Annotated in this window: 18 protein-coding genes; 16 read left to right on the top strand and 2 right to left on the bottom strand. The window is 49.9% G+C overall.

Annotation, left to right across the window (positions count from 1 at the left end; translation table 11 throughout):
• The first annotated feature begins 46 nt into the window (after positions 1-46).
• The 8 genes from eno (at position 47) to KK083_RS06805 (ending at position 11,666) form a co-directional block, all read left to right on the top strand.
• Complete coding sequence (eno, locus tag KK083_RS06770; RefSeq protein ID WP_254161847.1) at positions 47-1,324, top strand: phosphopyruvate hydratase; 1,278 nt, start codon at positions 47-49, stop codon at positions 1,322-1,324.
• 221 nt (positions 1,325-1,545) lie between these two features.
• On the top strand, positions 1,546-3,717 hold the full coding sequence (locus KK083_RS06775) for a helix-turn-helix domain-containing protein (RefSeq protein ID WP_254161848.1): 2,172 nt from the start codon (positions 1,546-1,548) through the stop codon (positions 3,715-3,717).
• 620 nt (positions 3,718-4,337) lie between these two features.
• Complete coding sequence (locus KK083_RS06780; protein ID WP_254161849.1) at positions 4,338-7,586, top strand: SusC/RagA family TonB-linked outer membrane protein; 3,249 nt, start codon at positions 4,338-4,340, stop codon at positions 7,584-7,586.
• 26 nt (positions 7,587-7,612) lie between these two features.
• Positions 7,613-9,109, top strand: coding sequence for a SusD/RagB family nutrient-binding outer membrane lipoprotein (locus tag KK083_RS06785; RefSeq protein ID WP_254161850.1), 1,497 nt, complete (start codon positions 7,613-7,615; stop codon positions 9,107-9,109).
• 12 nt (positions 9,110-9,121) lie between these two features.
• The gene (locus tag KK083_RS06790; RefSeq protein WP_254161851.1) at positions 9,122-9,541 is read left to right on the top strand and encodes a hypothetical protein; all 420 of its coding nucleotides are present in this window, start codon (positions 9,122-9,124) and stop codon (positions 9,539-9,541) included.
• Positions 9,542-9,918: 377 nt separating this feature from the next.
• Positions 9,919-10,704, top strand: coding sequence for a DeoR/GlpR family DNA-binding transcription regulator (locus tag KK083_RS06795; RefSeq protein WP_254161852.1), 786 nt, complete (start codon positions 9,919-9,921; stop codon positions 10,702-10,704).
• Positions 10,705-10,826: 122 nt separating this feature from the next.
• Positions 10,827-11,117 carry an FtsB family cell division protein gene (locus KK083_RS06800; RefSeq protein ID WP_254161853.1) on the top strand — a complete coding sequence of 97 codons (291 nt, stop codon included), beginning with the start codon at positions 10,827-10,829 and terminating at the stop codon, positions 11,115-11,117.
• Between the two features lie 9 nt (positions 11,118-11,126).
• Positions 11,127-11,666, top strand: a complete 540-nt coding sequence (locus tag KK083_RS06805) for a hypothetical protein (RefSeq protein ID WP_254161854.1) — start codon at positions 11,127-11,129, stop codon at positions 11,664-11,666.
• 113 nt (positions 11,667-11,779) lie between these two features.
• Here the strand turns inward: KK083_RS06805 and KK083_RS06810 are convergent, their stop codons facing one another.
• A complete protein-coding gene (locus KK083_RS06810) occupies positions 11,780-12,859 on the bottom strand; it encodes an Ldh family oxidoreductase (RefSeq protein WP_254161855.1) in 1,080 nt (359 codons plus the stop codon).
• Between the two features lie 221 nt (positions 12,860-13,080).
• Between KK083_RS06810 and KK083_RS06815 the strand changes: the two genes are divergently transcribed.
• From KK083_RS06815 to KK083_RS06840, 6 genes are all read left to right on the top strand, one after another.
• Entirely contained in the window at positions 13,081-14,700 is a 1,620-nt protein-coding gene (locus KK083_RS06815; RefSeq protein WP_254161856.1) for a DUF4139 domain-containing protein, read from the top strand.
• 197 nt (positions 14,701-14,897) lie between these two features.
• Complete coding sequence (gene lnt, locus KK083_RS06820; protein ID WP_254161857.1) at positions 14,898-16,541, top strand: apolipoprotein N-acyltransferase; 1,644 nt, start codon at positions 14,898-14,900, stop codon at positions 16,539-16,541.
• Positions 16,542-16,823: 282 nt separating this feature from the next.
• The gene (locus KK083_RS06825; protein WP_254161858.1) at positions 16,824-17,399 is read left to right on the top strand and encodes a hypothetical protein; all 576 of its coding nucleotides are present in this window, start codon (positions 16,824-16,826) and stop codon (positions 17,397-17,399) included.
• 54 nt (positions 17,400-17,453) lie between these two features.
• Positions 17,454-18,029 carry a T9SS type A sorting domain-containing protein gene (locus KK083_RS06830; protein ID WP_254161859.1) on the top strand — a complete coding sequence of 192 codons (576 nt, stop codon included), beginning with the start codon at positions 17,454-17,456 and terminating at the stop codon, positions 18,027-18,029.
• A gap of 304 nt (positions 18,030-18,333) precedes the next feature.
• A complete protein-coding gene (locus tag KK083_RS06835) occupies positions 18,334-20,328 on the top strand; it encodes a TonB-dependent receptor plug domain-containing protein (protein ID WP_254161860.1) in 1,995 nt (664 codons plus the stop codon).
• A gap of 6 nt (positions 20,329-20,334) precedes the next feature.
• Positions 20,335-20,841 carry a YfiR family protein gene (locus tag KK083_RS06840; protein WP_254161861.1) on the top strand — a complete coding sequence of 169 codons (507 nt, stop codon included), beginning with the start codon at positions 20,335-20,337 and terminating at the stop codon, positions 20,839-20,841.
• Here KK083_RS06840 and KK083_RS06845 read toward each other — a convergent pair.
• The gene (locus KK083_RS06845) at positions 20,830-21,786 is read right to left on the bottom strand and encodes a Ppx/GppA phosphatase family protein (RefSeq protein WP_254161862.1); all 957 of its coding nucleotides are present in this window, start codon (positions 21,784-21,786) and stop codon (positions 20,830-20,832) included. The two genes, KK083_RS06840 and KK083_RS06845, sit on opposite strands and share 12 nt — an antisense overlap.
• A 168-nt stretch (positions 21,787-21,954) precedes the next feature.
• On the opposite strand from KK083_RS06845, the gene KK083_RS06850 reads away from it, so the two are divergent.
• On the top strand, positions 21,955-23,526 hold the full coding sequence (locus KK083_RS06850; protein WP_254161863.1) for an acyl-CoA carboxylase subunit beta: 1,572 nt from the start codon (positions 21,955-21,957) through the stop codon (positions 23,524-23,526).
• 114 nt (positions 23,527-23,640) lie between these two features.
• Positions 23,641-24,711: a M42 family metallopeptidase gene (locus KK083_RS06855; protein WP_254161864.1), complete on the top strand. Its 1,071-nt coding sequence runs from the start codon at positions 23,641-23,643 to the stop codon at positions 24,709-24,711.
• Positions 24,712-24,767: the final 56 nt, after the last annotated feature.

Below are 24,767 nucleotides of genomic sequence, written 5' to 3' on the forward strand. Positions count from 1 at the left end.
TGCCGAGCAATTCAAAACCAAATCCAATATCTAAATACACCAAACTATGAGCCTAATAGAAAGCATTCATGCCCGCCAGATCCTGGACAGCCGCGGCAATCCTACCGTTGAAGTTGATGTGGTTACCGAAAGCGGCGCCTTTGGTCGTGCCGCCGTTCCCTCAGGAGCATCTACCGGAACACACGAGGCTGTTGAACTCCGCGATGGTGACAAGAAAAGATATGTGGGCAAGGGCGTTCTGAAAGCCGTAGAGAACGTGAATAGCAAGATCGCAGAAGAGATCGTTGGTTTCTCTGTATATGACCAGAACCTGATCGACAAGATCATGCTGGAGCTCGATGGTACACCCAACAAAGGCAACCTGGGCGCCAATGCCATACTCGGAACGTCAATGGCCATTGCCAAAGCCGCAGCCATGGAAGCAGGCCTTCCCCTGTACCGCTACATCGGCGGTGTGAATGCCAACACGCTTCCCGTTCCCATGATGAACATCCTCAACGGTGGAAGCCACGCCGATAACAAGATCGACTTCCAGGAATTCATGGTAATGCCCGTGAAAGCAGATACCTTCTCTGAATCGCTTCGCATGGGCACGGAGATCTTCCACACCCTGAAGAAAGTTCTTCACGACAAGCACCTCTCCACCAACGTAGGCGATGAGGGCGGTTTTGCTCCCAACATCGCATCGAATGAAGAAGCCATTGAAGTGGTGCTGATAGCCATCGAAAAAGCCGGGTTCAAAGCCGGAGAAGATGTATTCATCGCGATGGATGCCGCTACTTCCGAATTCTACGACGCAGCGAGCAACAGCTATACCTTCAAAAAATCGTCAGGCAAAAAGATCAGCTCTGACGAAATGGTTGAGTACTGGGCTAACTGGGCCAGCAAGTACCCGATCATCTCCATCGAAGATGGCATGGCGGAAGACGACTGGAATGGCTGGAAGAAACTGACAGACAAGATAGGCAAGAAGATCCAGCTGGTGGGAGACGATCTGTTTGTAACCAACGTGACACGCCTGCAGGAAGGTATCAATAAAGGTGTTGCCAACTCCATCCTTGTAAAAGTGAACCAGATTGGCTCGCTCACAGAGACCATCAACGCCGTGAACCTTGCCAAGCGCAATGCTTATAAGAGCGTAATGTCACACCGCTCAGGTGAAACCGAAGACAGCACCATCGCTGACCTCGCTGTAGCCCTGAACACTGGCCAGATCAAAACCGGATCTGCATCACGTTCAGACCGGATGGCAAAATACAATCAGCTGATCCGCATCGAAGAAGAGCTCGGCGAAATAGCATACTTCCCTGGAAAGAACTTCTAAGCGACACACAGTAATATCAAAAAAAAGCCGGGCCATTGGTCCGGCTTTTTTTTTGTCGTCGTCAGACCACTGGCCTAAGAGCAGGCCAGCCGCGCAGTGGTCCGACGACTATACCAGTCTGATCGTAGACTGAAATCAGGAACAACCACACCCGGTTAAGATATTAATATCAACACCGCATTTCCAACCCTTTACTCATCGCCTCATAACCACTACCTTTATTGAGCAACATAAACGTGCCCATGGAATCGAATCCTGTTTTTGATACGGCGGTTGACTTTGTAAACAATACGGCATGTCACATATTCCTGACAGGCAAGGCAGGTACCGGTAAGACCACATTTCTGAAATACATCAAAGAGCACACTGCTAAAAGATCGGTGGTGGTGGCACCTACTGGCGTGGCGGCCATCAATGCCGGCGGGGTAACGATGCATTCGTTCTTTCAATTGCCATTCGGACCTTATGTGCCGGTTACGCGAACAACCCATGCCGAGGGCGTTACAGACAGGCAGGAGCTTTTCAGGAACATCCGTTTCAGTGAAGAGAAACGTGAGCTTCTGCGCGACCTCGAGCTGCTGATCATCGACGAGGTAAGCATGGTGCGCTGCGATACCCTTGATGCCATTGACGCCATTCTGCGGCATTTCAGGAAAAGGCCCAATGACGTGTTCGGTGGTGTTCAGGTGCTTTACATCGGGGATCTCTTCCAGTTGCCGCCCGTGATACCGCAGAGCGAATGGGCTGTGCTGAAAACATATTATACAAGCGAGTTCTTTTTTCATGCAAAAGCCATCGAGCAGGCGCAGCCCATATACATAGCGTTGAAAAAGATCTACCGCCAGAACGAGCAGCATTTCATAGACATTCTCAACCGTGTCAGAAACGACGAAGCTACTGCGCGCGATCTTGAAGTGCTGAACGCGCGTTATGGTGCAACACCTGTTGCCGGCAAAAATTACATCACGCTTACATCGCATAACCACAAGGCAGACAAGATCAATCAACAGGAGCTGGCCAAGCTGCCCGGAAGACTGTATGAATTTCAGGGCACCGTCGAGGGTGATTTTCCTGAAAAGGCATTGCCTACCGATATGACCCTGCAGCTGAAAAAAGGCGCACAGGTGATGTTTATCCGGAACGACACCAGCGAAGACCGCAGATATTTCAACGGAAAGATCGTCACGGTGAAAGAAGTTAATGAGGAGTCGATCACGGTGATCCTGAATGAAGGAGAGGAGCTGCAGCTGGAGAAAGAGACCTGGGATAACATCCGTTACTCCTATAACCAGGTCGATGACAAGATCGATGAGGAGAAGCTCGGAGCATTTTCACAATACCCGGTGCGCCTCGCCTGGGCAGTGACCATCCACAAAAGTCAGGGGCTCACGTTCGAGCACGCCATCATCGACGCCGGAGAATCGTTTGCGCCGGGCCAGGTATACGTTGCCCTGAGCCGCTGCACATCGCTTGACGGCATGGTGCTGCATTCAAAGATCGAGCGCCACGCTATTTCAACGCACAAGGAAGTGCTTGCCTTCTCTGGCAGGGAACACGCCGCGGAAGAACTGCAGGAAACACTTCAGCGGGAGCGGCACATTTTTCTGAACCAGCGGCTGATCGAAACTTTTGATCTTCAGAAGCTGATCGAGATCGCTGAAAAGCACGTCACCTTTACACAAGGAAAAAAACTGCCCGACGTGGCCGGCGCCCTGGCCTGTGCGCGCAAGGTGCTGGATAGCATTCGTGAGCAACAAGCGGTGGCTTTGAAATTCAGGTCGCAGCTCGGGGCGTTGCTGGAAGAGAATGACCACAACAAGCTGAAGGAAAGAGTCTCCAAGGCCATCGACTATTTTTCGAAAGCACTGACCGACGGAGCGCTGCAGCCCCTCGAAGCACACATTGAATCGCTGAAGGGCGCCGCCAAAGTGAAAAAATACCTTCGCCAGGTGAGGCAGGTGAAGCTTGCTGTAAGCAGAAAGATCAACAGCATTCAGAGCGCCAGTCACGGCGAGACCATATTCAATACTGCGCCCAGGCTTTCTGTTGTGGAAGCTGAAGAGGCCCTCCGTCAGAAAGATCCGAAGCGTGAGAAAGGCGCCAGCCTCAGGGATACGCTCGACCTGTTTAAAACAGGCATTACCTTGCCGGAGATCGCTCAGAAACGCGGTCTTGCATTGGGGACCATTGAAAGCCACATTGCCTCGCTGGTGGGCTCGGGAGAAATCAGTATCGGCGAGGTGATCAGTGAAAGCAAGCTTGCTCGCATCATGACAGTACTCACCGAAATGCCAGGCTCATCGCTCACGCCGGTAAAGGCAAAACTCGGCGATGGATTTTCGTTCGGCGAAATAAGGGCTGTGATGAATCACCTGGAGCTCAACCAGAAATGAGCAAAAAGCAGCAAGGATCTACAAATGGCAGTAAGCGTGATCCACAGAATTTAGTTGGGTTCTTTGATTAAAAGCATTTTTAAAATACTGTATGGTCAGCCGTTCACGGATTATTCTTTGATCATTGGTCCGTTTTTTCATAGGTTTAGCTTTGACTTTTCAGGAGCCAAATTTTTTTTGTAATGCTTGAGATTGTAAGGCTGTCCGGTAAACCGGGTGCGTGCACGATGCGTGTAATTTTTATAGTCGGGCTGTTCTTTCTGGTTTCGGCATCAGAACAGATCACATACTAAGACCCTGCGCCAGATCAACATGATATTGGTGGTTTTTACCCGGTCGCAAAAGCATTGGTTGAAAATATATGCCTGCGGTATACTCTTATCAAGCCGCTCAATTGTCTATAGTATCAAGGACCGGTGTGGCCAGACCCGAACGTGTTGAAAAACCGGTTTCTCCCAAAAACCGATTCATATCCCGAAACTAAACCTAAAACCTATGACTATAACTTTACATAAGAACCTGACACATCAAGTTGTTGTCCACCAAGGGTGAGCAGCTTCATTGCCTGTACCCGACAGGCTATTTAAATTCCGCTTTCAACTTAAACCAAAACTAACTCTATGAATTTTTCTTTACCTCCCCAGACAGGGCGGTGGTCACGTGTGGTTTTGCAGACCAGTGAAGGGCCCACAAAAGGTGTTTCGATGCACCGGCTCTTCCACGCAGGCTTCCTCTCCGTTCTTTTTCTCTTTGCAGGCATCGGTTCGCTGCAAGCGCAGCAGATCAACGTAACCGGAAGGGTTACATCCGTTGACGACCACGGTGCTTTACCCGGTGTGAGCGTTTTTGTCAAAGGTACACAAACCGGTACCGTGACCGACGCTGACGGACGTTACACCATCAGCGTTCCTTCACCATCATCCGTACTGGTTATTTCTTTCATCGGTTATAAAACAACCGAAGTTCCGGTAGATGGAAGAAGCACAGTAGACGTGAGCATCGAATCGGATATCACACAGCTCGGTGAAGTTGTGGTGACAGCCTTCGGTATCGCCCAGGAAAAGAAAGCGCTGGTATCGGCTACGCAAGAAGTTGCTGGTAAAGATCTCGCGTTGTCAAAAGAAACCAACCTGGTGGATGCGCTCAACGCTAAAGTTGCTGGTGTCAATATCACCCGGCAGGGTGGATCTGCAGGTGCAGCCTCCAGCATCGTGATTCGCGGATTCTCGTCAGTGAATGGTGAGAACCAGCCGCTGTTCGTGGTTGACGGTGTGCCGATCAACAATGCTTACAGAACAACCGCTCGCGGTTCCAGCGTAGATGCTCCTAACCGTGCCATCGATATCAATCCAAATGACATCGAAACCATCAACGTTCTGAAAGGTCCTGCAGCCACTGCTTTGTATGGTATCCAGGCGGGTAGCGGCGTGGTGATCATCACTACGAAAAAAGGAAAGCGTTCAGATGACAAAAATGTATCTGTTAACTTCTCTTCCAATTATTCAATGGATAAGATCATGCGTAACTTCCCCGCCAACATGCGTTTTGGCCAGGGCGATGGCAGCGTATACAATACAACCACTTTTTCTCACTTCGGTCCCCCGATCACAACGCTGCGTTATGACGGCACAGACCTGAACCCGGCAGATCCAAGGGGCAGGATCGTAGATATGAATGACCCCACAGCCATTGCAGACGCCAGGGTTATTCCGGTGAACAACCAGGACAAATTCTATCAGATCGGTAAGACCTGGGATAACAACCTCAGCCTGTCAGGAGGAAACAAGAACAGCACGTTCTATTTGTCATTGGGTAACTATTCGCAGGACGGTATCATTCCCAATAACGAATATGATAGAACTAGCCTTAAGGTGACGGCAGAAACGTCGCTTCATGATAAATTCAAGATCGCCGGTTCAGCTACGTACGTTTATAGCACCAGTACCCGTTTCGGAAGAGGAGACAATCTCTCTGACGTTATCCAGGGAACTGTAAGAACGCCTCCTACTTTTGATAACTCCGCTGGTTATGTGTATCCACTCACAGGTGCACAACGCCAGTTCAGAGCTCAGCCTGACAACCCGTTCTGGACCATTAATTTCAACCCGTATAAAGATGAAGTTAACCGTATCATCGGTTATGTGCAGGCCACCTATGACCCTACATCATGGCTGAACATTATGTACAGGGTGGGAACGGACGTTGCCAGCGACAAGCGCAATCAGCAATGGGCAAAAGGAAGTACGGGTGGTGATGGTACACCCGGAGGCCGTGTGCTGCAGGATGTGTACAATGACAGGCAGATCAACTCAGACCTGATCGCTACCGCGACCAAGACGTTTGGAGACTTCAACGTTTCTCTCCTGGTTGGCCACAATTATTTCACCAGGTCAAATGGTCGTCAGTATATCGATGGAAGGAATTTACTGGTGCCTGGACTTTATAACATCGGTAATACCCAGGAAAGCCTGGTGCAGATTCAAAACCTCGAAACGAAAAAAACAGCAGCTGTCCTTTCCCGCTTATCGGTTGATTACAAGAACATGCTGTTTTTGGAGATGACCGGAAGGAATGAATGGACTTCGACGCTTCGCAGTCCTAACAACTCGTTCTTCTACGGATCTGGCGGACTTGGCTTTGTGTTTACAGAGGCATTCAACATGGATGACGGTGTTTTATCGTTCGGAAAGCTGAGAGGCGCGTATGCCGAAGCCGGCCGTGATGCAGCTCCGTATTCCGACCAAACGTTCTATAGCAGCAGGTCAGTGGTTTCGGGTGCATGGAGTACATTGTCACTAAGGTTCCCGTTGGCCGGTTCAGGCATCGGCTCGGTTGATCTTTCGAATACTGCAGGTAATCCGGCGCTCAGACCGGAGCGTACTAAAACTATGGAGTTCGGAACTGAATTGAAATTTCTCAACAACAGGATTGGATTGGATGTCACTTATTACAGAAAGCTTGACGTAGACCAGATCATTCTCATTACAACTCCCGGAAGTACTGGCTTTACGAACAAAAGGATCAACGCCGGTGAAATTGAGAACAAAGGATGGGAAGTGGTGCTCAATGCAACGCCCGTTCAACAAAACAAATTCTCATGGGATATCACCGCCAACTTTACGCGTAACAGGAACATGGTGCTCGAGCTGCCTGTTGACAGGATCGCGCTTGCCGGTTTCGGAAACCTGCGGCCTCTTGTAAAAAAGGGTGAGCCGTTCAGCGTGTTTTATGGAACTGCCTTCCTGCGTGATGATAAAGGCAACCTGATCATCGACGCCAATGGCTATCCGCAAAGAAGCCCGATCACTGCTGACAATCCTTCTGGCGACCTGAAGATCGGTGACCCGAACCCCGATTGGCTGATGGGTGTTCGTAATACATTCTCTTATAGCAACCTGAGCCTGACCTTCCTTTGGGACTTCAGAAAAGGTGGGGATGTGGCCAACATCACCAGCAACTGGCAACGGGCTACAGGTGTGCCGGATTTCACCTATGACCGCAACCACATGGTTGTATTCAATGGCGTAACAGCAGACGGATCGCCGAATACAAAACAAGTGTTGATCAACGAAGCATATTACATCGGCATTGGTAACAGGGATATAGCTGAGCGCTTTGTGGAAGATGGCTCCTGGATCAGACTGCGCGATGTTAGCCTGTCGTACGGCCTGCCTTCATCTGTGGTCAGCAAGATGAAAATGAAACGCCTCAACGTGAGCCTGTACGGACGAAACATACTGTTGTTTACCGGTTACAGCAACATCGATCCGGAGACCAACTTCTCAGGACCTAACTCCTCAATCGGTGTGGATGCTTTCGGTACCCCGACATCGCGTAGCTACGGCGTTAGCCTGAATGCAACTTTCTAATGACTGCTCTTTAAAACATTACAGATATGAAGTTTATAAAAGATAGATTTTTAATAGCGGCAGCGGGATTACTCATGGTATGTTTGCCGTCATGCGATCTTGAAGAGGCAAATATCAATCCCAACAATACTACAGATGCTGCAGTACCTGTGTTGCTGGCGTCTACGCAAGCCAACCTGGTTTGGGCGATCAATGACTTCGCAGCCCAGAGTACCAGCACGCTCGTGCAGCAGTTGGCCGGAACACTGAACGTGCAGCTCAATGTCACCACCTACAAATACCTGCCTACGAATTTTCAGACCACCTGGAATGATCATTTCTATGCAGGAACTATGAAAGATCTCAAGACCATTATCGATAAGTCTACAGAGAACCAGGCCTACCTTCACTACAGGGGAGTGGCTAAGATTCAGATGGCGATGGCGCTGGGGTACATTGTAGATCTCTGGGGCGATGCACCTTATACAACGGCACTGGATCTTGAAGGAAACCCGAAACCAACATATGATCGTGGCGCAGACCTGTATGCAGAAATGTTCAAGCTGTTTGACGAAGGTGTGGCTGATCTGAACAGCCCGAGCGCACTCTCTCCTTCGACCAATGACCGTTTCTTTCCTGCTGCAACCGAAGCGCTGTGGCGTACCACATCGATACCGCGCTGGATCAAAACGGTGAACGCGCTCAAAGCAAGGTATCAGAACCACCTGAGCAAGATCGATGCGCAAGGTTCTGCACAAAAAGCCCTTGACGCTATCGCTGCCGGTACATTTACCAGCAATGCTGACGAACTCAAGGTATCTTTTGGATCAACTTCCGATACTGCAGGCCCTTGGTACCAATTCCTCCAGGGATCATTCGGTCTTAATAACATCGCCATCAGCCAGGAATTCATCACCATGCTGAACGATCGCGTAAGTCCCGGAGTTGATGATCCGAGGTTAAGGTTTTACGCGACTGACAATGTTGGTTCGCCGGATGCCGACGGCAATTATATCGGAACACCTTATGGTGCCACCATTCCGACTGGTGCTGCGAAGTTCGGGCCATATATAAATACGCCGGGCGCGCCAACCAATATCATTACGTATGCAGAAGTAAAGTTCATTGAAGCAGAAGCTAACTTCCGGCTGGGCAAGTTCACAGAAGCTGCGGCGGCGTTAAATGCAGCTGTCAAGGCATCTATACTACGTGTTACAGGCGCAGCAGACGCTGCCTATGAAGCGAAGTATGCCAGCGAAACCGCGGCAACCATTCAGGTAGATGGGCTTCAAAAGATCTTCACAGAAAAATATATCGCCCTGTTCCTCGAAACGGAAGCATGGACCGACTGGCGCAGAAGCATTCCTGCCGGTGCTGCCGGAACAACCAACGGAATCCCGGCCATTAAGGTACTGCCTGCCGGCGATACCGGTACAAACGGTGTATTCCCGAGAAGATTTTTGTACCCGACATCGGAGATCGATAACAACGTGGAGAACATCACTTCCACATCGATGACAGAAAGGGTTTTTTGGGATCTTTAATACTTTTGACTTATGAAAACATTCAGAAAAAATATATTGCTCAATGCCCTCGTCGTGCTGATTGGCCTTACTTCGTGCTTCGATGAGAAAGAGGAAGACTACAAGATCATCGGCGCAGTAGGCACAGTGTCTGTAATGACCGTTACTAAATCGACGCCAACCGTAGGTGAGCAGATCACAGTAAACATCCGGTACTTCTCAGAGAATGTAGCCGTGAAGCAGTTACGGCTTACGCAAACGATCGGTTCGGATGTTACGGTAGTGGCTACGAAGGATGTTACTGGTTTCGATATCAATAACTCCTATGTGGATACGTTTACCTACACCGTTCCCGCGGCTCCGCTAAATACGGTGATCAAGCTGACCACAGAGATCGAGACCGTTAACAATCTTACGAACAGCGCCAAATTTGTGAACATCACAGTGAAGTGATAAGGAGCTGAACGAGAGATACTCCATTTTAAAAAGCCGTCCCCGAATCGAGGACGGCTTTTTTCATCACAGACCGAGCCTAAAAAGCCCCGAAGGGGCTTAATGTGGATAAGGGAAGAGGCTGCCTCTTAAGCAACCTCTTGAATACCCACTCCAAACCAAAATCTTATTAATATCTACCAGACAGACGGGCTAAAAAGGCCTGCAAAAGCCCCTTTTTTCAAATATCCTGGTAACCTGAAATGCTAAGTGTTTTTGCAATATTTACCCAAGAACTGCATCTTTAAACGGCAAATTCCGGCATTTTGATTCGGTGATTTGACTGAATTTGCAATTTTTTGCTGCATTTTGTTTTAGTTCGGTTAATTTTTTTTCCGATGGATAAGATTTCTGATTATAGGGTTTTAATTCCTATGCTCAAGGAAGAACGACATGACTTTATTCTGAACGAGGTAAAAGTCAGGAACCGCGTCCTCTTGACTGACCTGGCTGTGAAGCTTAACATCTCCGAAGACACCGTCAGGCGTGATCTCAAATACCTTGACGAGCAGGGCAAGATCAAGAAGGTTCACGGTGGCGCGATCTCCACTTCTTACCACCTCTATACTTATAAGGAACAGGAGATCTATGCCCACGAGAACAAATCCGTTATTGCGCAGAAAGCCCATGCGCTGTTGAGAGAAGGGCAGGTGATCCTCATCAGCGGGGGCACTACAAACCTTGAGTTCGCCAGGCTTTTTCCGAAAAACATTAAGGCCACCATCTTCACCCCGAGCCTGCCCGTGGCCATGCAGTTGCTGGAGCACCCCAACGTGCAGACCATCTTTATCGGGGGGCGTCTCTCTCACGAAGCCCAGATCGCGCTGGGAGGCGAGACCATTCAAACCATCTCACAGGTGCGGGCCGACCTCTGCTTTCTCGGTACCGGACAGCTCGATCCTGTGCATGGCCTCACAGAATTCGATTGGGAAGTAGTGCAGCTGAAGAAAGCCATGATCCTCGCTTCCAAAAAGATCGTGTCACTCACCATCTCTGAAAAGATCAACTCCATCCAGGTGTATAAGGTCTGCGATGCCCGCGCCATCCATACGCTCATTACCGAGCTCAACCCCGGCGATCCGTTCCTCGATCCCTTCAAACAACTGGGACTGGAAATTTTATGACGCATAAAACATCCTGTGTGTATCAACGTTAATGTGATTGGTAGCTGAAATCTCGGCAGGGGCACAGCTTTAGTAGGTGATAAAATTAAAATCCGTATCTTAGTCCATCATTTTTTAAGCTTATGTTCAAGAAACTACCGAAGATCTTCCGCAATTTTTACGTAGTAACCCTGGTCATTTTTTTGCTGTGGATGCTGGTGCTCGATTCCAATAACCTGATCGCCAGGTTCCAGCTCGGCGCCAAGCTCAGCTCACTGGAAGATGAGAAGGAATATTACGAAGCCAAGATCAAAGAAGTGCAAAAAGATCACGACGAGCTTTTTGGCGACCGAGAATCGATCGAAAAATTCGCCCGTGAGAAATACCTCATGAAAAAAGAGTCAGAAGACATTTTCATCATTGAAGAAAAATAAGAACCGGCCATGAAAAAGTTGCTGCCCCTGTTATTGTTGACCTGTTGCTGGATCAGTGCCTTTTCGCAACGTGACGTGGATGAACGCACCAGCTGGTCTATAAAAGACCGTGGTTACCTGGGTCTGGGTTTCGGCGGCCTCGGCTTCGGCACCAACAGCCAGTACGGAAATTATTTCTCCATCGGCCTTTCTCCGCAGGCAGGCTACATGCTCACCAAAAATCTTTCTTCTGGCCTCGCGTTCGAATATCAGTACACAAGCTATTCAGACCTGAAGCTCAAGAACCACATGTATGGATGGTATCCCTTCGTGCGATACAACATCAGGGATTTCTTCCTGCAGGCAGATTACGACTGGTATAGCCTCGATAACGTTTTCACCCCCGAAACAGACCGGGTGACTTTTGACCGGTTCTTTGTAGGAGTGGGTTACGCTTCAAGAGGCGGAGGCAGAAGCGCTGTAAATTTCCTGGCTCAGTATGACCTGCTCTATACCAATACAAGCCCCTTCAACTCACCACTCTCCATCCGCATTTTCATGACATTCTGATAACTGGTAGTCGGCCATCGGTATTTGGTAATCGGTTTTAAGAAGTCTACCGACTGCCATGACTCAGGGATTCCGTACTTCGTACCCTCGTATTTCGTACCTACTGTGACCGGTTACGAAAACTGAACGTTGTACTTTGAAGCAACTCCAACCAGGTCTTCCACTACTTTATCGATCAGCGGAATTCCATTCTTGGTCCGCGCTTCGCTCATCTCACGTTCGGGGTCGCCGGGTATCAGCACACGCGGTTCACCGTCAATGGTTTTCGCAGACCTGAACCTGCCGATCCAGTTATCCATGTGATCTTTGAACTCGTTGGCAGGCCTGAATGCATCTACGCGCAGTGCTCCGAAGAAATGGCCGATGCCATCGCCCACAGGGTCTGCCGGAGGCGAAAGGAAGCTCACGAACGGAGGCACCCACGGACCATAATTTGCGCCTGAAAGCACTGCCGAAAAAATATCTACCCAGGCACCGAGGCAATAACCTTTGTGGCTTCCGTGCTCACGGTCGCTGCCCAGTGGTATCAGTGCGCCGCCATCTTTCAGCTCATGCGCATTGGTGGAAGGTTCACCGTTCTTCTTCTGGATCCATCCCACGGGAGCGTCAAGGTTTTTGCGTTGTAGTATTTCGAGCTTGCCATTGGCTGCGGTGGTGGTGGCAAAGTCGGCCACAAAGGCGGGTTGCTTTCCTGCCGGAATGGCTACCGCGATAGGGTTTGTGCCCAGCAGCCTTTCCACTGCAAAAGTGGGTGCCACCAGCGGGCTGGCGTTGGTCATGGCCATGCCGATCATATCGTGTTGCAAAGCCTTCATGGCGTGGTACCCCGCAATGCCGAAGTGATTCGAGTTCTTCACCGCCACCCAGCCTGTACCTGCGTTCTTCGCTTTCGCGATGGCTATTTCCATCGCCTTGGGAGCCACCACCAGGCCCAGCCCGCCATCGCCGTCGACCACCGCGGTGCTGGGTGTTTCATGCACTACCCTGATCACGGGGTTGGCGTTGATCCGCTTCGCTTCCCAGAGGCGTAAATATCCCGAAAGGCGGGCTATGCCATGAGAGTCGATACCGCGAAGGTCTGCGCTCAGCAAAACCTCGGTGGCCAGCTCCGCCTGATCAGCAGGGCAGCCCATGCGGTTAAAAACTTCTTTCGTAAATTTCTGCAGCGACGCGAGCGAATAAACCTTATCCATACAGTTTCGTAAGATCGCAAAAGTACGTCATTGTGTTTAATACCCAAGAAGGCCGTTACTGAAATAATCAAACGGCAACAGGATATAGAATTTAAAATACAGCATTTAGGAGTTAGAATGGAGCCCCTTGATTTCACTCGAATTCTAAATGCTAAATTCTAAATTCTTTCCTGTATGGAATTTCAGCACTGCATACATCTATAGTAAAATTGAAAATGATCATGAAAAAGATTGGTTCGTTTATTGTTGCCTCCCTGCTCATCACCCTGGTGTTTGCCCAGGAACAAAAGAATGTAGACTCGAAGATCACACACGTCACCGTGTTCCTGAACCGCGCCCAGGTAACACGTGAAGCAAAAACACGCATCGACGCGGGAAAAACAGACCTTGTATTAAAAGGCCTCACCTCAGATCTCGACCAGCAAAGTATACAGGTTGCGGGCAAAGGAAACTTCACCATCCTTGGCATCGCGCACCGGCAGAACTACCTGAACGAATTCAATACACCGGCACCGCTCAAAGCATTAAGAGACTCGCTCGATTACACGCAGCGTCAGCTGGCGTTGGAAAATAGCCGCAAAGAGATCCTGAACAAAGAAGAACAGATGTTGCTGAGCAACCAGAAGATAGGCGGCGCCAATCAGAACCTTACAGTAGCAGAGCTGAAAGCGATGGCTGACTTTTACAGGAGCCGTTTAGGTGAGATCGTTACCACCCGCATGAAGCAGGATCTGCAGATCAGGAAGCTCAATGAAAAGATGGTCAAGCTGCAGCAGCAGATCAATGAGCAGAACGACCTGTACGGAAGAAATACCAGCGAGATCGTGGTAACCGTTTCTGCCAACGATGCGGCTACTGCCGACCTCACCGTCAATTATGTCGTTGCCAACGCAGGCTGGTATGCCGTGTATGACCTCCGGGCCATCAATACCAAAAGCCCCGTGCAGCTGAGCTATAAAGCCAACGTGTTCCAGGGTACCGGCGAAGAATGGAAGAACGTACGCCTGAAGCTCTCTACGGCAAACCCCAACCTCGGCGGACTGAAGCCCGAGCTCGCAGCCTGGTATCTCAACTTCTATCAGCCGAGATATGCCGCACGCGAATATAAGTCCAGGGCTGCAGGAGCGGTTCAGAGCGCTCCGGCTCCTGAAATGATGAAAGAAGAAGTAGCCATGGATTCCGCCAGTCCCGCAGAAAGTGTTGCAGACTTCGTGAGCACCATTCAAACTTCGCTGAACACGGAATTCGACATCGCGTTGCCTTACACCGTGAACTCGTCCAATAAGCCCACCCTGGTCGACATCCGCAACCACGAGATGAAGGCAGACTACACGTATTCCGTGGCGCCCAAGCTCGATGCCGATGCCTTTCTGCTGGCGCGGGCTACAGGCTGGGAAGATTTCAGCCTGCTTCCGGGCGAAGCCAATGTTTTTTTCGAAGGCACGTTCGTCGGCAAAAGTTACATCGATCCCAACAACATCAAAGACACCCTCTCCGTATCGTTAGGCCGCGACAAACGTATTGTGGTGAAACGTGAGAAGCTGAAAGACTTCAGCTCGAAGAAGCTCATCGGCTCAAACCAGCGTGAGAACTACGCATACGAGATCTCCGTGCGGAATACAAAAACCGAACCCGTAAAGCTCATCATAGAAGACCAGATTCCCGTTTCACAGAACAGCCAGATAGAAGTGATCGTAGGAGATCTTGCTGGCGCCAGGTACAATCAAAACACCGGCAAGCTCGTATGGGAGATCGCATTGCAACCCAACGAATCGAAGAAGATCGTTTACAAATTCGAAGTGAAATATCCGAAAGATAAGATCATCGCAGGATTGGAGTAGAGAAGAGTCCACCGTCCACAGTCGACGGCCCACGGCCGGGTAGTTGTCAGGCAGTGTCAGTGTTGCATCCGGACTTGTGGCCCGACGACTGCTGTCGAGGCGAGAATGTGATCCTTATACGAATCGTCTGTGGTCTGTGGACCGTGGACTGTCGACTGTTTTTCAGTATATTGAGTACAGTTACTCAAACCCTCCGCATGTCATCAAAAAAGCCCCATTTCTCATTGCTCGTATTGTCAATGAGCGCAGCCCTTTTTCTGAGCCTGGCCTGGCCTCCGCTGCCATTTGTGTTTCTTTTATTTTTCGCAATGGTGCCGTTGCTCCTCATCGAGCTTGTAACAGAACGGTTCAGGTTGCCCGCATGGACCTGCTTTTTATACATCTACCTGGCACTGGTGACCTGGCATGTCTCAACCACCTACTGGATCTACAAGACAACGGTCACCGGTGGCGTGCTGATCCATCTCATCAATCCGTTATTGCTGACCATTCCATGGCTGTTTTTCAGGTGGGTCAAACGAAGGGTGGGACCCGTAACAGGTTATGTAGGTCTTGTCTCCGCCTGGCTTGCCCTGGAGTATTTTCATCATTCGTGGCAATTCGCCTTTCCGTTTATGACGTTGGGAAATGGCCTATCGCGGTACCCGCAATTGGTGCAGTTCTATGAGTACACAGGAGTGTTAGGCGGCTCGTTGTGGATCCTGATTGTGAACATCAGTGTCTTTATCGTCATTAAAAAAGCTTTCGTTGGTCAGGAAGTATTGTTCTCGCGCATTCCCGCGAGATCATGGCTGGTCCCGCTGGCGTGTATGGTTATTCCTGCATCGGGTTCATTGCTGTTGTTCTATTCCTATGAAGAGAAAGGTGTACCGGTTGAAGTTGTGGCCATTCATCCGAACACAGATTGTTATGATGTAAAGTATGCGTCAGACCCCGGTGACCTGGTGAAACGATACCTGGCGTTGACCTTTCGGGAGATTACGCCCAATACCGACTACGTTATATGGCCGGAGACCGCCATTACCGATGCAGGATGGCTGGAAAACCTGCGCCAGGATCGACTGATCAAAAGAATTAAAGACACGCTCGCTGTCTATCCTAAAAGCAAACTGATCACCGGCGCCATTCTTTACGAGCGGTACAACGAAAGGCCGGCGCCCGAAGCGCTTCCCCATGTTCAATACTCATCTGCTTCTAAAGTATGGTATTATACCTACAATGCCGCGCTTCAGCTGGGCGGCGGCAATACTATTCCTGTGCGTACAAAAAAACAGCTTGTGCCTGTGGAGGAGACCATTCCCTACGTCAGGGAGTTTTCTGTGCTGAGGAACGTGGTCAGCTCCCTGGGCGGCTTTTCGTTTTCCACACGCAAGGTGAACAACAATGTCTTCACATCTGCCAATGGGAATATCGGCGTTACACCCATGATCTGTTATGAGACCCTCTTCGGAACGTCTGCCGCAGAATATGTTAACAAAGGATCGGATCTTTTATTCATTCTGCTCAATGAAGGATGGTATAAAGACCGCACAGGCGCCGCGCAATTTATGCATTATGCCTGCCTGCGGGCGATAGAGAACAGGCGAAGCATTGCACGATCTTCCAATGATGGCGTCTCCTGTTTCATCAATCAACGCGGTGAGTTGCTGCAAACGGTCAGCGAATATAAGCCAACAGCCATCAAACAGACATTAAGGGCTAATTCGCGGAAAACGTTATACACGTATTTCGGCGATTACATTGGCGTTGTGGCAATCTTTTCAACGGCCATCATACTGGTAATTGCCTTATGGTACCGCGTTCGGGGTAAAAAACCGGAGACGCTACTGGGAAAACAGTAAAAAAACATTATTTTAGTATCGCTGTAGGGTCATTGGGCAGGTAGATCTCTCGTTACAACGCCTAATACAGTTTACATGAAAATCCTCTCACACAGTCTCCGTGCTGTTTTGCCCTTCCTTCATGGCAGTCGATCAGGCTTTATAATCCCCATTCTTCGTTCAATACCGGTTGTTATCATTACGATTGCTCACTCACGGGTAGTCCCATCCTCCTTTTTTCAAGCATCATTTCAAATCCAACTATAAATTTTTACTTGTATGGTTAATTAAACTAAAACACCTATGAAAAAACTTTCTCCTCTTCTCATGTTGCTCTTGCTGCTCACGGTGGCCCACCAGGCCAGCGCGTGTTATGGAACCCAGATCTCCGGCCCGTCAACGGTTTACATTAACGCGAATTCACCATTTACAATAGGAGGTTTCAGCATCAGTGTCGATCCTACACTTTCACAGGTACGTGGCCCTTACCTGTACACAAGATGGCATACTTCGTATAATGGCACCGTTTATACAGGTGATGCTGTCTCCATTTATTTTTTCAGGAACCTGGCTCCATTTACCCACAATGAAACCGTTTTTGCAAACTCATATTTTACCGATGGGTCCATATGGGAGAATAACACGCAGGTGCAGGTCGTTGTGTTCAATCCACCTCTGATGCCCAGTGCTGCTGCGGGTGCCGGACCTGAACAAAGTGCAATAACCATTCTGGACGATAGAGGAAAAGTGCTCAGGGCAGCACACGGCCTTCCGGCAGATAGCCCCGTGATCACAGAAGGTTTGACGCCCGGCCTCTACATCATGGAAACCCGCGATAAGGGGTCGGTCTCGCGAAAGAAGATCTTTATAACACACTAGTGTCAGATCGTAATTCTGGTAAAGCCTACTGGATATAATTAAACAAAACCTCTTATGAAAAAACTTTCTTACCTCCTTATGTCGCTCTTGCTGATGGCGGTAGCGCATCAGGCCAGCGCTTGTTATGCCGCAAAGATCAACGGTCCATCACAGGTACTGATATATTCTTATGCACCTTATGCTATCGGGTCCTTCAGTATCGACATTGACCCCTCATTCATCAACGGCCACGGTGGTTATTTATACACAACCTGGACTACTACCATTCAACCGTACACTTATACAGGCGATGCTGTCTCCATTTATTTTTATAAAAACCTGGCCCCCTTTACTCATCTGGAAGGAGTTACTGCAACTTTACACTTTGCCGATGGGTTCACCTGGGAAGTCAGCGTTACGGTAGAAGTTGTGGTGCTCACCAATCCGGCTCCGCCTGGTGGTTTCGCTTCCAGTGGATCCGGACAAAACATGGTCACCATTATGGATGATAAAGGAAAGGTGCTGAAACAGGTGAAAGATGTATCGGTCACCGATCCTGCTGTTACGGAGGGCCTTTCACCCGGTCTATACTTCATCGAAAACAAAAAAGGAAAGTCAGTGGATCGAAAGAAGATCGTTATAAAACAATAGTCGACAGTCGACGGTCCACAGTCCACGGCCGGGTAGTGTTAAGTTCTGAGCATTTGCCTACTGCCAACTATCTGGATACGAAGTACGATAGTTGATATCACACTGCGCTGCTGTGGACTGTCGTCCGTGGACCGTGGACTCTTTCTCCTGAATTGGGACGCTCCGGTCCGGGCGGCTTACAATTCTCCCAAATTATGCAGATATTTGCTTTGGCTTTATTTATGATACCCTGCAAACCTCCTGGTTATTAGCCAGTTGATTTTCAGAACGAAGTAATGCTAAACCCCTTAATGCTATAGTTGGTATGATAAAACTCGTTGCGAGGACGGTCGCCATTGCCTTGATTTTCCCACTGACCGCCTTCTCTCAGGACCTGGACTCATTGCTGAAGATGAGCGCTTTTACAGAAGAAAGCGAGCTCCAGAAAGTACTCAATCAGAACCTTACCGTTTCGTCATCAAAAGCCCTTACAACAAGAGAGACGCCGGGCATTATCAGCCTTGTTACGGCAGAAGAGATCCGGAACATGGGAGCGCGTGACCTCACCGACATCCTGAGGCTGATCCCGGGCTTTGACATCGCGCAGGATCTGCAGTTTGTGATGGGCATCGGTCTTCGCGGCAACTGGGCCAACGAAGGCAAGGTGCTGGTGATGCTGGATGGACAGCCGTTCAACGACCTGTTGTACCAGACCGTGGCGGTGGGCAACCGCTTCCCTGTTGATGCCATCGAACGCATCGAGATCATCCGCGGACCCGGCTCTGCGATCTATGGTGGCTCGGCAGAGTACGGTGTGATCAACATCGTTACCAAAGCTGCCGAAAGCCTCAATGGTGTTGCTGTTTATGGAACAGGTGGTTTTCATTCCGATGCTGTTGGCCGTACCAATGCCGGTGTAATGCTCGCGCAAAAATCTGCGGACCTCTCATGGGACCTTTCCTTTTTCAAAGGCAAAGGTATTGTGAGCGATAATAAGGCCTATCAGGATCTCTTCCAGGATACCGTACCCCAGAACCTGATAAAAACTACTTCCGCTGACCCCATGAACATCAACGTTGGCCTGCGGTACAAAGGCTTTTCGCTCCGCACCATGTACGATCAGTTCGAAACTTCGGATCCGTTCCTCTTCATTTCATTCAAGAATTTTTATACCGATCTCCGTTACCACTGGAAGGCCTCCCCGAAGCTTACCATCATCCCCCAGGTGAAATATTACAACCAGGTGCCCTGGACCTGGGGCGCAACGCTCGACAGAGAAAAATTCTTCAACATCAGGGCCACGCGCCTGCTCTCGCAGCTTGAAGCAGTGTACGATATTTCCCGCAAGATCAATGTGAATTTCGGAGCCTTGTATTTTACGGACGAAGGCACCGACATGCTCACCGGTGATTCATTCAGGGGCGCGAAGACCTTTCAGCTCAACAACTTTGCTTTCTTTGCCCAGGGCCTGCTCAAGCACCGCCTCGTGAATGCCACGCTGGGCTTCCGGTACGAGAAGAATAACTACTACGGTGCCGCTTTTGTGCCGCGTATGGCGCTGACGAAAAAGATCGAGAACTTCCATTTCAAGGTATTGTATAGCCAGGCCTTCCGCGCGCCGTCGATCCAGAACATCAATCTCGCGAAGACCGGAAGCGTGAGCCCTGAAAAATCGAATGTGTTCGAGTTTGAGCTCGGTTATCAGTTCACGCCCGAAATGCTGCTGGCCGTGAATGCCTTCAGCCTCACCACACGCGACATTCTCACCTATGGCTCGGAGGGAACAGGCGGAGAAGATTTTACCGAGTGGTATGAGAACGCCACCAAGACCGGTACACGCGGCGTTGAGTTCATCTACAGCATCCGCAGAAAATCGTGGTATGCCAACATCTCTTACTCGTTCAGTCATGCCATTAAAGGTGACGAAACCGTGGCAACCTACACGGTGCCTCAAACCACCACGCAGTATGCCGGTATGCTGGCAAACAAGATCGCCATCAACTCCGCATTTTATCTTACGCCCCGGTTCAGCGTCAATCCAAGCTTCATCTACGGTGGCAAGCGGTATGCTTACGTAACCGCGGATGATAACGATGAACCTGTGGCCACCAGCCTCGACCCGTACCTGCTGGCAAATGTTTTCTTCAATGTCAATAACCTCTTCACAGAGGGCTTCACAGCTGGCGTAGGTGCCTTTGACATCCTGAACGAGCAACCTTCCCTGCCACAGGCATACAATGGCGGATATGCACCCATCCCGGGCCGCAGCCTCGAATTCGTAGTGAAGTTGTCCTATCAGTTGAACTTCAAAAAGCAGTAACACCCCATGAAAAAAATATCGGCTTTAATCCTCCTTACAACCCTCGCCTGCAGCGTCAGGGCGCAGACCACCAATTACCAGGTGCACTCGCTGTTTGTGTTGAATATCGCCAAGTATTCAACGTGGCCATCCAGTGCCGGTGAGTTTCACATCGTTGTTTTCGGAAAATCGAAAATGTACGAAGAGCTCATGAAGCAGGTCTCCGGCAAACATATCAACGGGCAGATCATCAAGGTAACGCAAACAGACGATGCCGGTGAAATAGGCGCAGCCCAGATCGTTTTTCTTGCCGATGGAAAAAGCAGCAACCTCTCGGATATTGTGAAGGCAACCGATGGAAAATCTACCATGGTGATCGCCGAACGCGAGGGCCTGTTCAGGAAAGGCGCGGGCTTCAGCTTTGTACTGATGGAGAACAACACCTTGCGTTATGATATCAACAACGTTGAGCTCGAAAAACGGAACATCAAGGTGTCGAAGAACCTCGCCAGCCTGGCCAACTCAATAATCTGATGTGCGGGCTTTCAGCTGGTCGGTGAGGTAGGCCAGCACACCTTCTTTCAGCGAGTAGGTAGATACCCTGATGCGCGCGAAGTGGTGGCTCTCCAGCAGGAATTTCACGAGGCAGCACGCTACCACGATCATATCCACGCGCATTTCGATCATGCCGGGGATCAGCATGCGCTGTTCCCGGTTCTTCAGCAACAGGTCCTTATGGATCTCATAGAAGCCTTCGATCGAGAGGGGCGTCTCAACCTCTTCGGGCGACTTCTCGATATGATGGGTGATGCAGAAAATATCGCTGAGGGTATCGAACGTGCCCGATGAACCAACCAGAATAGAAGGATTGAATTTCTGAAGCGCCTGGAACAACGGTTCCAGCGATTTGTGAAAATAGGCTTCTAGCTCCGAAACTTCAGCGGGGTGAATGGGATCGTGTTTCTGGAACATCTCCAGCAGCCGCTGCGCACCGATCTCGAAGCTTTGTTTCCAGAATACCTGGTCATGGTCGGCGATGATGAACTCTACGCTGCCCCCGCCGATATCGATGATCAGGTTCTTGTCATGGCCCAGTCCCAGCGCCGCCCTTACGCCCAGGTAAATGTAATGCGCTTCCTGGTCGCCGGGGATGATGGAGATCCCGATGCCGGTGATCGACCTGATCTTGTCTACGATCTCCTGGCCGTTCCTGGCATTGCGCAGCGCACTGGTGCCGAAGGCATACGTGTTCTTAACGTCAACCCCATGCCCATCGAGGATATTTTTAAAGCTCTGCATGGCCAGCAGGGCCCGTTGCAGACCACTTTCAGTGATCACCCCGTTATTGATGCCGCCCATCCCGATCTTCACTGCCAGCCTGTCGCGAAGAATGATATTATAGCCATTCCCGCTCCCTTCGGCGATCAGCAAATGGAAGGTATTTGTACCAAGGTCAATAATGGCGATCCTGTTTTGCATTTCGCAGTTTTAAAAGTTTGAAGTTGAAAGTTTAAGGTTTAAAGTTACCCTCGACGAACTTTAAACTTTAAACTTTGAACCTGAAACCTCCCCTAAAGCCGTGCGAATTTAATACTATATTTCGACCGCCTTTTACTTATTTTTGGCACCATTCATATACCCTTTATCATGGCCAAACGCAATATCACAGACCCCGTACTTCTGGAAAAATTCAACGAGCTCGAGCGCAAGAACCTGGAGGCGCTGCAGGGAGGAGGAGAAAAACGGATCGAACAGCAGCACGCCAAAGGAAAGCTGACGGCCCGCGAACGTATTCACCTGCTGGTGGATGAAGGCTCTTTCGAAGAGCTGGGAAAATTTGTGATGCACCGCAGCAAAGACTTCGGCCTTGATAAGGAATACTATCTGGGCGATGGTGTGATCACTGGCTACGGCACCATCAACGGCAGGCTGGTGTATGTCTTTTCGCAAGACTTCACCGTCTTTGGTGGATCGCTGTCTGAGACCCACGCCGAAAAGATCGTCAAGATCATGGACCTCGCCATGAAGAACGGTGCCCCCATCATCGGGCTCAACGACTCCGGTGGTGCCCGCATTCAGGAAGGGGTGGTTTCGCTGGGTGGTTATGCCGATATCTTTTATCGCAACACCCTCGCCTCGGGTGTGATCCCCCAGATCTCGGCCATTATGGGCCCCTGTGCCGGTGGTGCCGTTTACTCCCCCGCCATCACAGACTTTATCTTTATGGTAGAGAACACTTCCTTTATGTTTGTGACCGGGCCCAACGTGGTAAAAACCGTAACGCATGAGAACGTCACAGCCGAAGAGCTTGGCGGCGCTATCGCGCACAGCTCCAAAAGTGGTGTCACACATTTTGCCTGCGCCAACGAAGCGGAGTGTATCGCCCAGATCAAGACCATTCTCAGCTACATGCCGCAGAATTGTGAAGACGAAGCGCCCCGCATGCCCTATACACCTGCCGATGAACGGAGGCCCGCGCTCAACTCGGTGATCCCTGCTAATCCCAATCAGCCTTACGATATGCGTGAGGTGATCAACGGTGTGGTGGATGAAGGCAGCTTTTTTGAAGTGCATAAAAATTTCGCCGAGAACATCGTGGTCGGTTTTGCACGCATCGCAGGCCGCAGCATCGGCGTGGTGGGGAACCAGCCTGCGTCACTGGCCGGTGTGCTCGATATCCACTCCAGCATCAAGGGCGCCAGGTTTGTGAGGTTCTGCGACTGCTTCAACATTCCGCTGCTGGTGTTTGAAGATGTGCCTGGTTTTTTGCCGGGCACAGACCAGGAGTGGAATGCCATCATCACCAACGGCGCCAAGCTGCTCTTTGCGTTCTCGGAGGCCACCGTGCCGCGGGTTACTGTCATCACCCGCAAAGCTTATGGCGGCGCATACGATGTGATGAACTCCAAACACATCGGCGCAGACATGAACTATGCCTGGCCCACGGCCGAGATCGCGGTGATGGGTGCAAAGGGAGCGGCGGAGATCATCTTTAAAAAGGAGATCTCTGAATCGGCTGACCCGCAGGCCAAGCTGAATGAAAAAGTGGATGAATACACCCGCAAGTTCGCCAATCCCTACAGGGCTGCGCACCGCGGTTATATCGACGAGGTGATCTACCCCGACCAGACCCGCGAAAAGCTGATCAGGGCTTTCCAGATGCTGGAGAACAAAGTGGCGAAGCTGCCGAAAAAGAAACACGGCAACATTCCGCTGTAATATCATCGGCTGCTTGCCATCTCAACTTTAAAACTGAAATTTGATCCAGCTTAACTTCAAACTTTAAACTTCAAACTTTAAACCTTAAACTTTAAACTTTAAACCTTCCCTCTGATGGATAAAAAAAGCAAGGAATTCCTGTTTGAGTATCTCAACAATGCCTCGCCAACCGGCTTCGAATCATCCGGTCAGCAGATCTGGCTCGACTATGTTAAACCTTATGTCAGCGAACACATCGTTGACGTCTACGGAAGCGTGGTGGGTGTGATCAACCCCAAGGCCAATTACAAAGTGGTGATCGAAGCGCATGCCGACGAAATCTCGTGGTTTGTGAACTACATCACAGAAGAAGGATACATCTATGTGCGCCGCAATGGTGGGTCAGATCACCAGATCGCACCTTCCAAAAGAGTGAATATCTTCACTGAAAACGGTATCGTAAAGGGTGTGTTCGGCTGGCCTGCCATCCACGTGCGGGATGCCGCCAAAGAAGAGCCCCCTACCTTGAAGAATATTTTCATCGATGTGGGCGCTGAGTCTAAAAAAGAAGTGGAAGCCATGGGCATCCATGTAGGGTGTGTGATCACTTTTGAAGATGAGCTCATGGAAATGAACAAGCGGTGGCTGGTGGGCCGTGCGCTGGATAACAGAATGGGTGGTTATATGATCGCCGAAGTGGCCAGAAGGCTCAGCGAAAACAAGAAAAAACTTCCTTTTTGCCTCTATGTAGTAAACGCTGTGCAGGAAGAGATCGGGCTTCGCGGAGCCGAAATGATTTCGCGCCGCTTAAAACCGGATTTGGCCATTTGTACAGACGTGACGCACGATACACAATCGCCCATGTACAACAAGAAGGAAAGTGGCAACCTGAAATGTGGTAATGGCCCTGTGGTTTGTTATGGTCCGGCCGTGCAGAACAATGTGTTAAAAATGGTGATAGACACGGCGCAGAAGCGTAAAATTCCCTTCCAGCGGCAGGCAGTGTCACGTTCTACGGGCACAGACACCGATTCTTTTGCCTATTCTGCAGAAGGGGTCGCTTCGGCACTCATATCATTGCCACTTAAATACATGCACACCACCGTTGAAATGGTACATAAAGATGACGTCGAAAACGTTATAAATCTGATCTACGAGTTCCTTTTACAGCTTAAACCGGGTCACGATTTCAGGTATATTAAATAATAATGGATTTAAACCTTACATCGCTAAGGTTGTTGCCCTTATAGGTTTTCAGGCTA

It is taken from the genome of Chryseosolibacter histidinae, assembly GCF_018598225.1.
In the GTDB taxonomy this organism is placed as follows: Bacteria; Bacteroidota; Bacteroidia; order Cytophagales; family Cyclobacteriaceae; genus Chryseosolibacter; species Chryseosolibacter histidini.

Excerpts from the sequence above, each read along its gene's own strand:
- eno (WP_254161847.1), top strand. The coding sequence starts at position 47 with ATGAGCCTAATAGAAAGCATTCATGCCCGCCAGATCCTGGACAGCCGC.
- KK083_RS06780 (WP_254161849.1), top strand. The coding sequence starts at position 4,338 with ATGAATTTTTCTTTACCTCCCCAGACAGGGCGGTGGTCACGTGTGGTT.
- KK083_RS06785 (WP_254161850.1), top strand. The coding sequence starts at position 7,613 with ATGAAGTTTATAAAAGATAGATTTTTAATAGCGGCAGCGGGATTACTC.
- KK083_RS06790 (WP_254161851.1), top strand. The coding sequence starts at position 9,122 with ATGAAAACATTCAGAAAAAATATATTGCTCAATGCCCTCGTCGTGCTG.
- KK083_RS06795 (WP_254161852.1), top strand. The coding sequence starts at position 9,919 with ATGGATAAGATTTCTGATTATAGGGTTTTAATTCCTATGCTCAAGGAA.
- KK083_RS06800 (WP_254161853.1), top strand. The coding sequence starts at position 10,827 with ATGTTCAAGAAACTACCGAAGATCTTCCGCAATTTTTACGTAGTAACC.
- KK083_RS06805 (WP_254161854.1), top strand. The coding sequence starts at position 11,127 with ATGAAAAAGTTGCTGCCCCTGTTATTGTTGACCTGTTGCTGGATCAGT.
- KK083_RS06810 (WP_254161855.1), bottom strand. The coding sequence starts at position 12,859 with ATGGATAAGGTTTATTCGCTCGCGTCGCTGCAGAAATTTACGAAAGAA.
- KK083_RS06815 (WP_254161856.1), top strand. The coding sequence starts at position 13,081 with ATGAAAAAGATTGGTTCGTTTATTGTTGCCTCCCTGCTCATCACCCTG.
- lnt (WP_254161857.1), top strand. The coding sequence starts at position 14,898 with ATGTCATCAAAAAAGCCCCATTTCTCATTGCTCGTATTGTCAATGAGC.
- KK083_RS06825 (WP_254161858.1), top strand. The coding sequence starts at position 16,824 with ATGAAAAAACTTTCTCCTCTTCTCATGTTGCTCTTGCTGCTCACGGTG.
- KK083_RS06830 (WP_254161859.1), top strand. The coding sequence starts at position 17,454 with ATGAAAAAACTTTCTTACCTCCTTATGTCGCTCTTGCTGATGGCGGTA.
- KK083_RS06835 (WP_254161860.1), top strand. The coding sequence starts at position 18,334 with ATGATAAAACTCGTTGCGAGGACGGTCGCCATTGCCTTGATTTTCCCA.
- KK083_RS06840 (WP_254161861.1), top strand. The coding sequence starts at position 20,335 with ATGAAAAAAATATCGGCTTTAATCCTCCTTACAACCCTCGCCTGCAGC.
- KK083_RS06845 (WP_254161862.1), bottom strand. The coding sequence starts at position 21,786 with ATGCAAAACAGGATCGCCATTATTGACCTTGGTACAAATACCTTCCAT.
- KK083_RS06850 (WP_254161863.1), top strand. The coding sequence starts at position 21,955 with ATGGCCAAACGCAATATCACAGACCCCGTACTTCTGGAAAAATTCAAC.
- KK083_RS06855 (WP_254161864.1), top strand. The coding sequence starts at position 23,641 with ATGGATAAAAAAAGCAAGGAATTCCTGTTTGAGTATCTCAACAATGCC.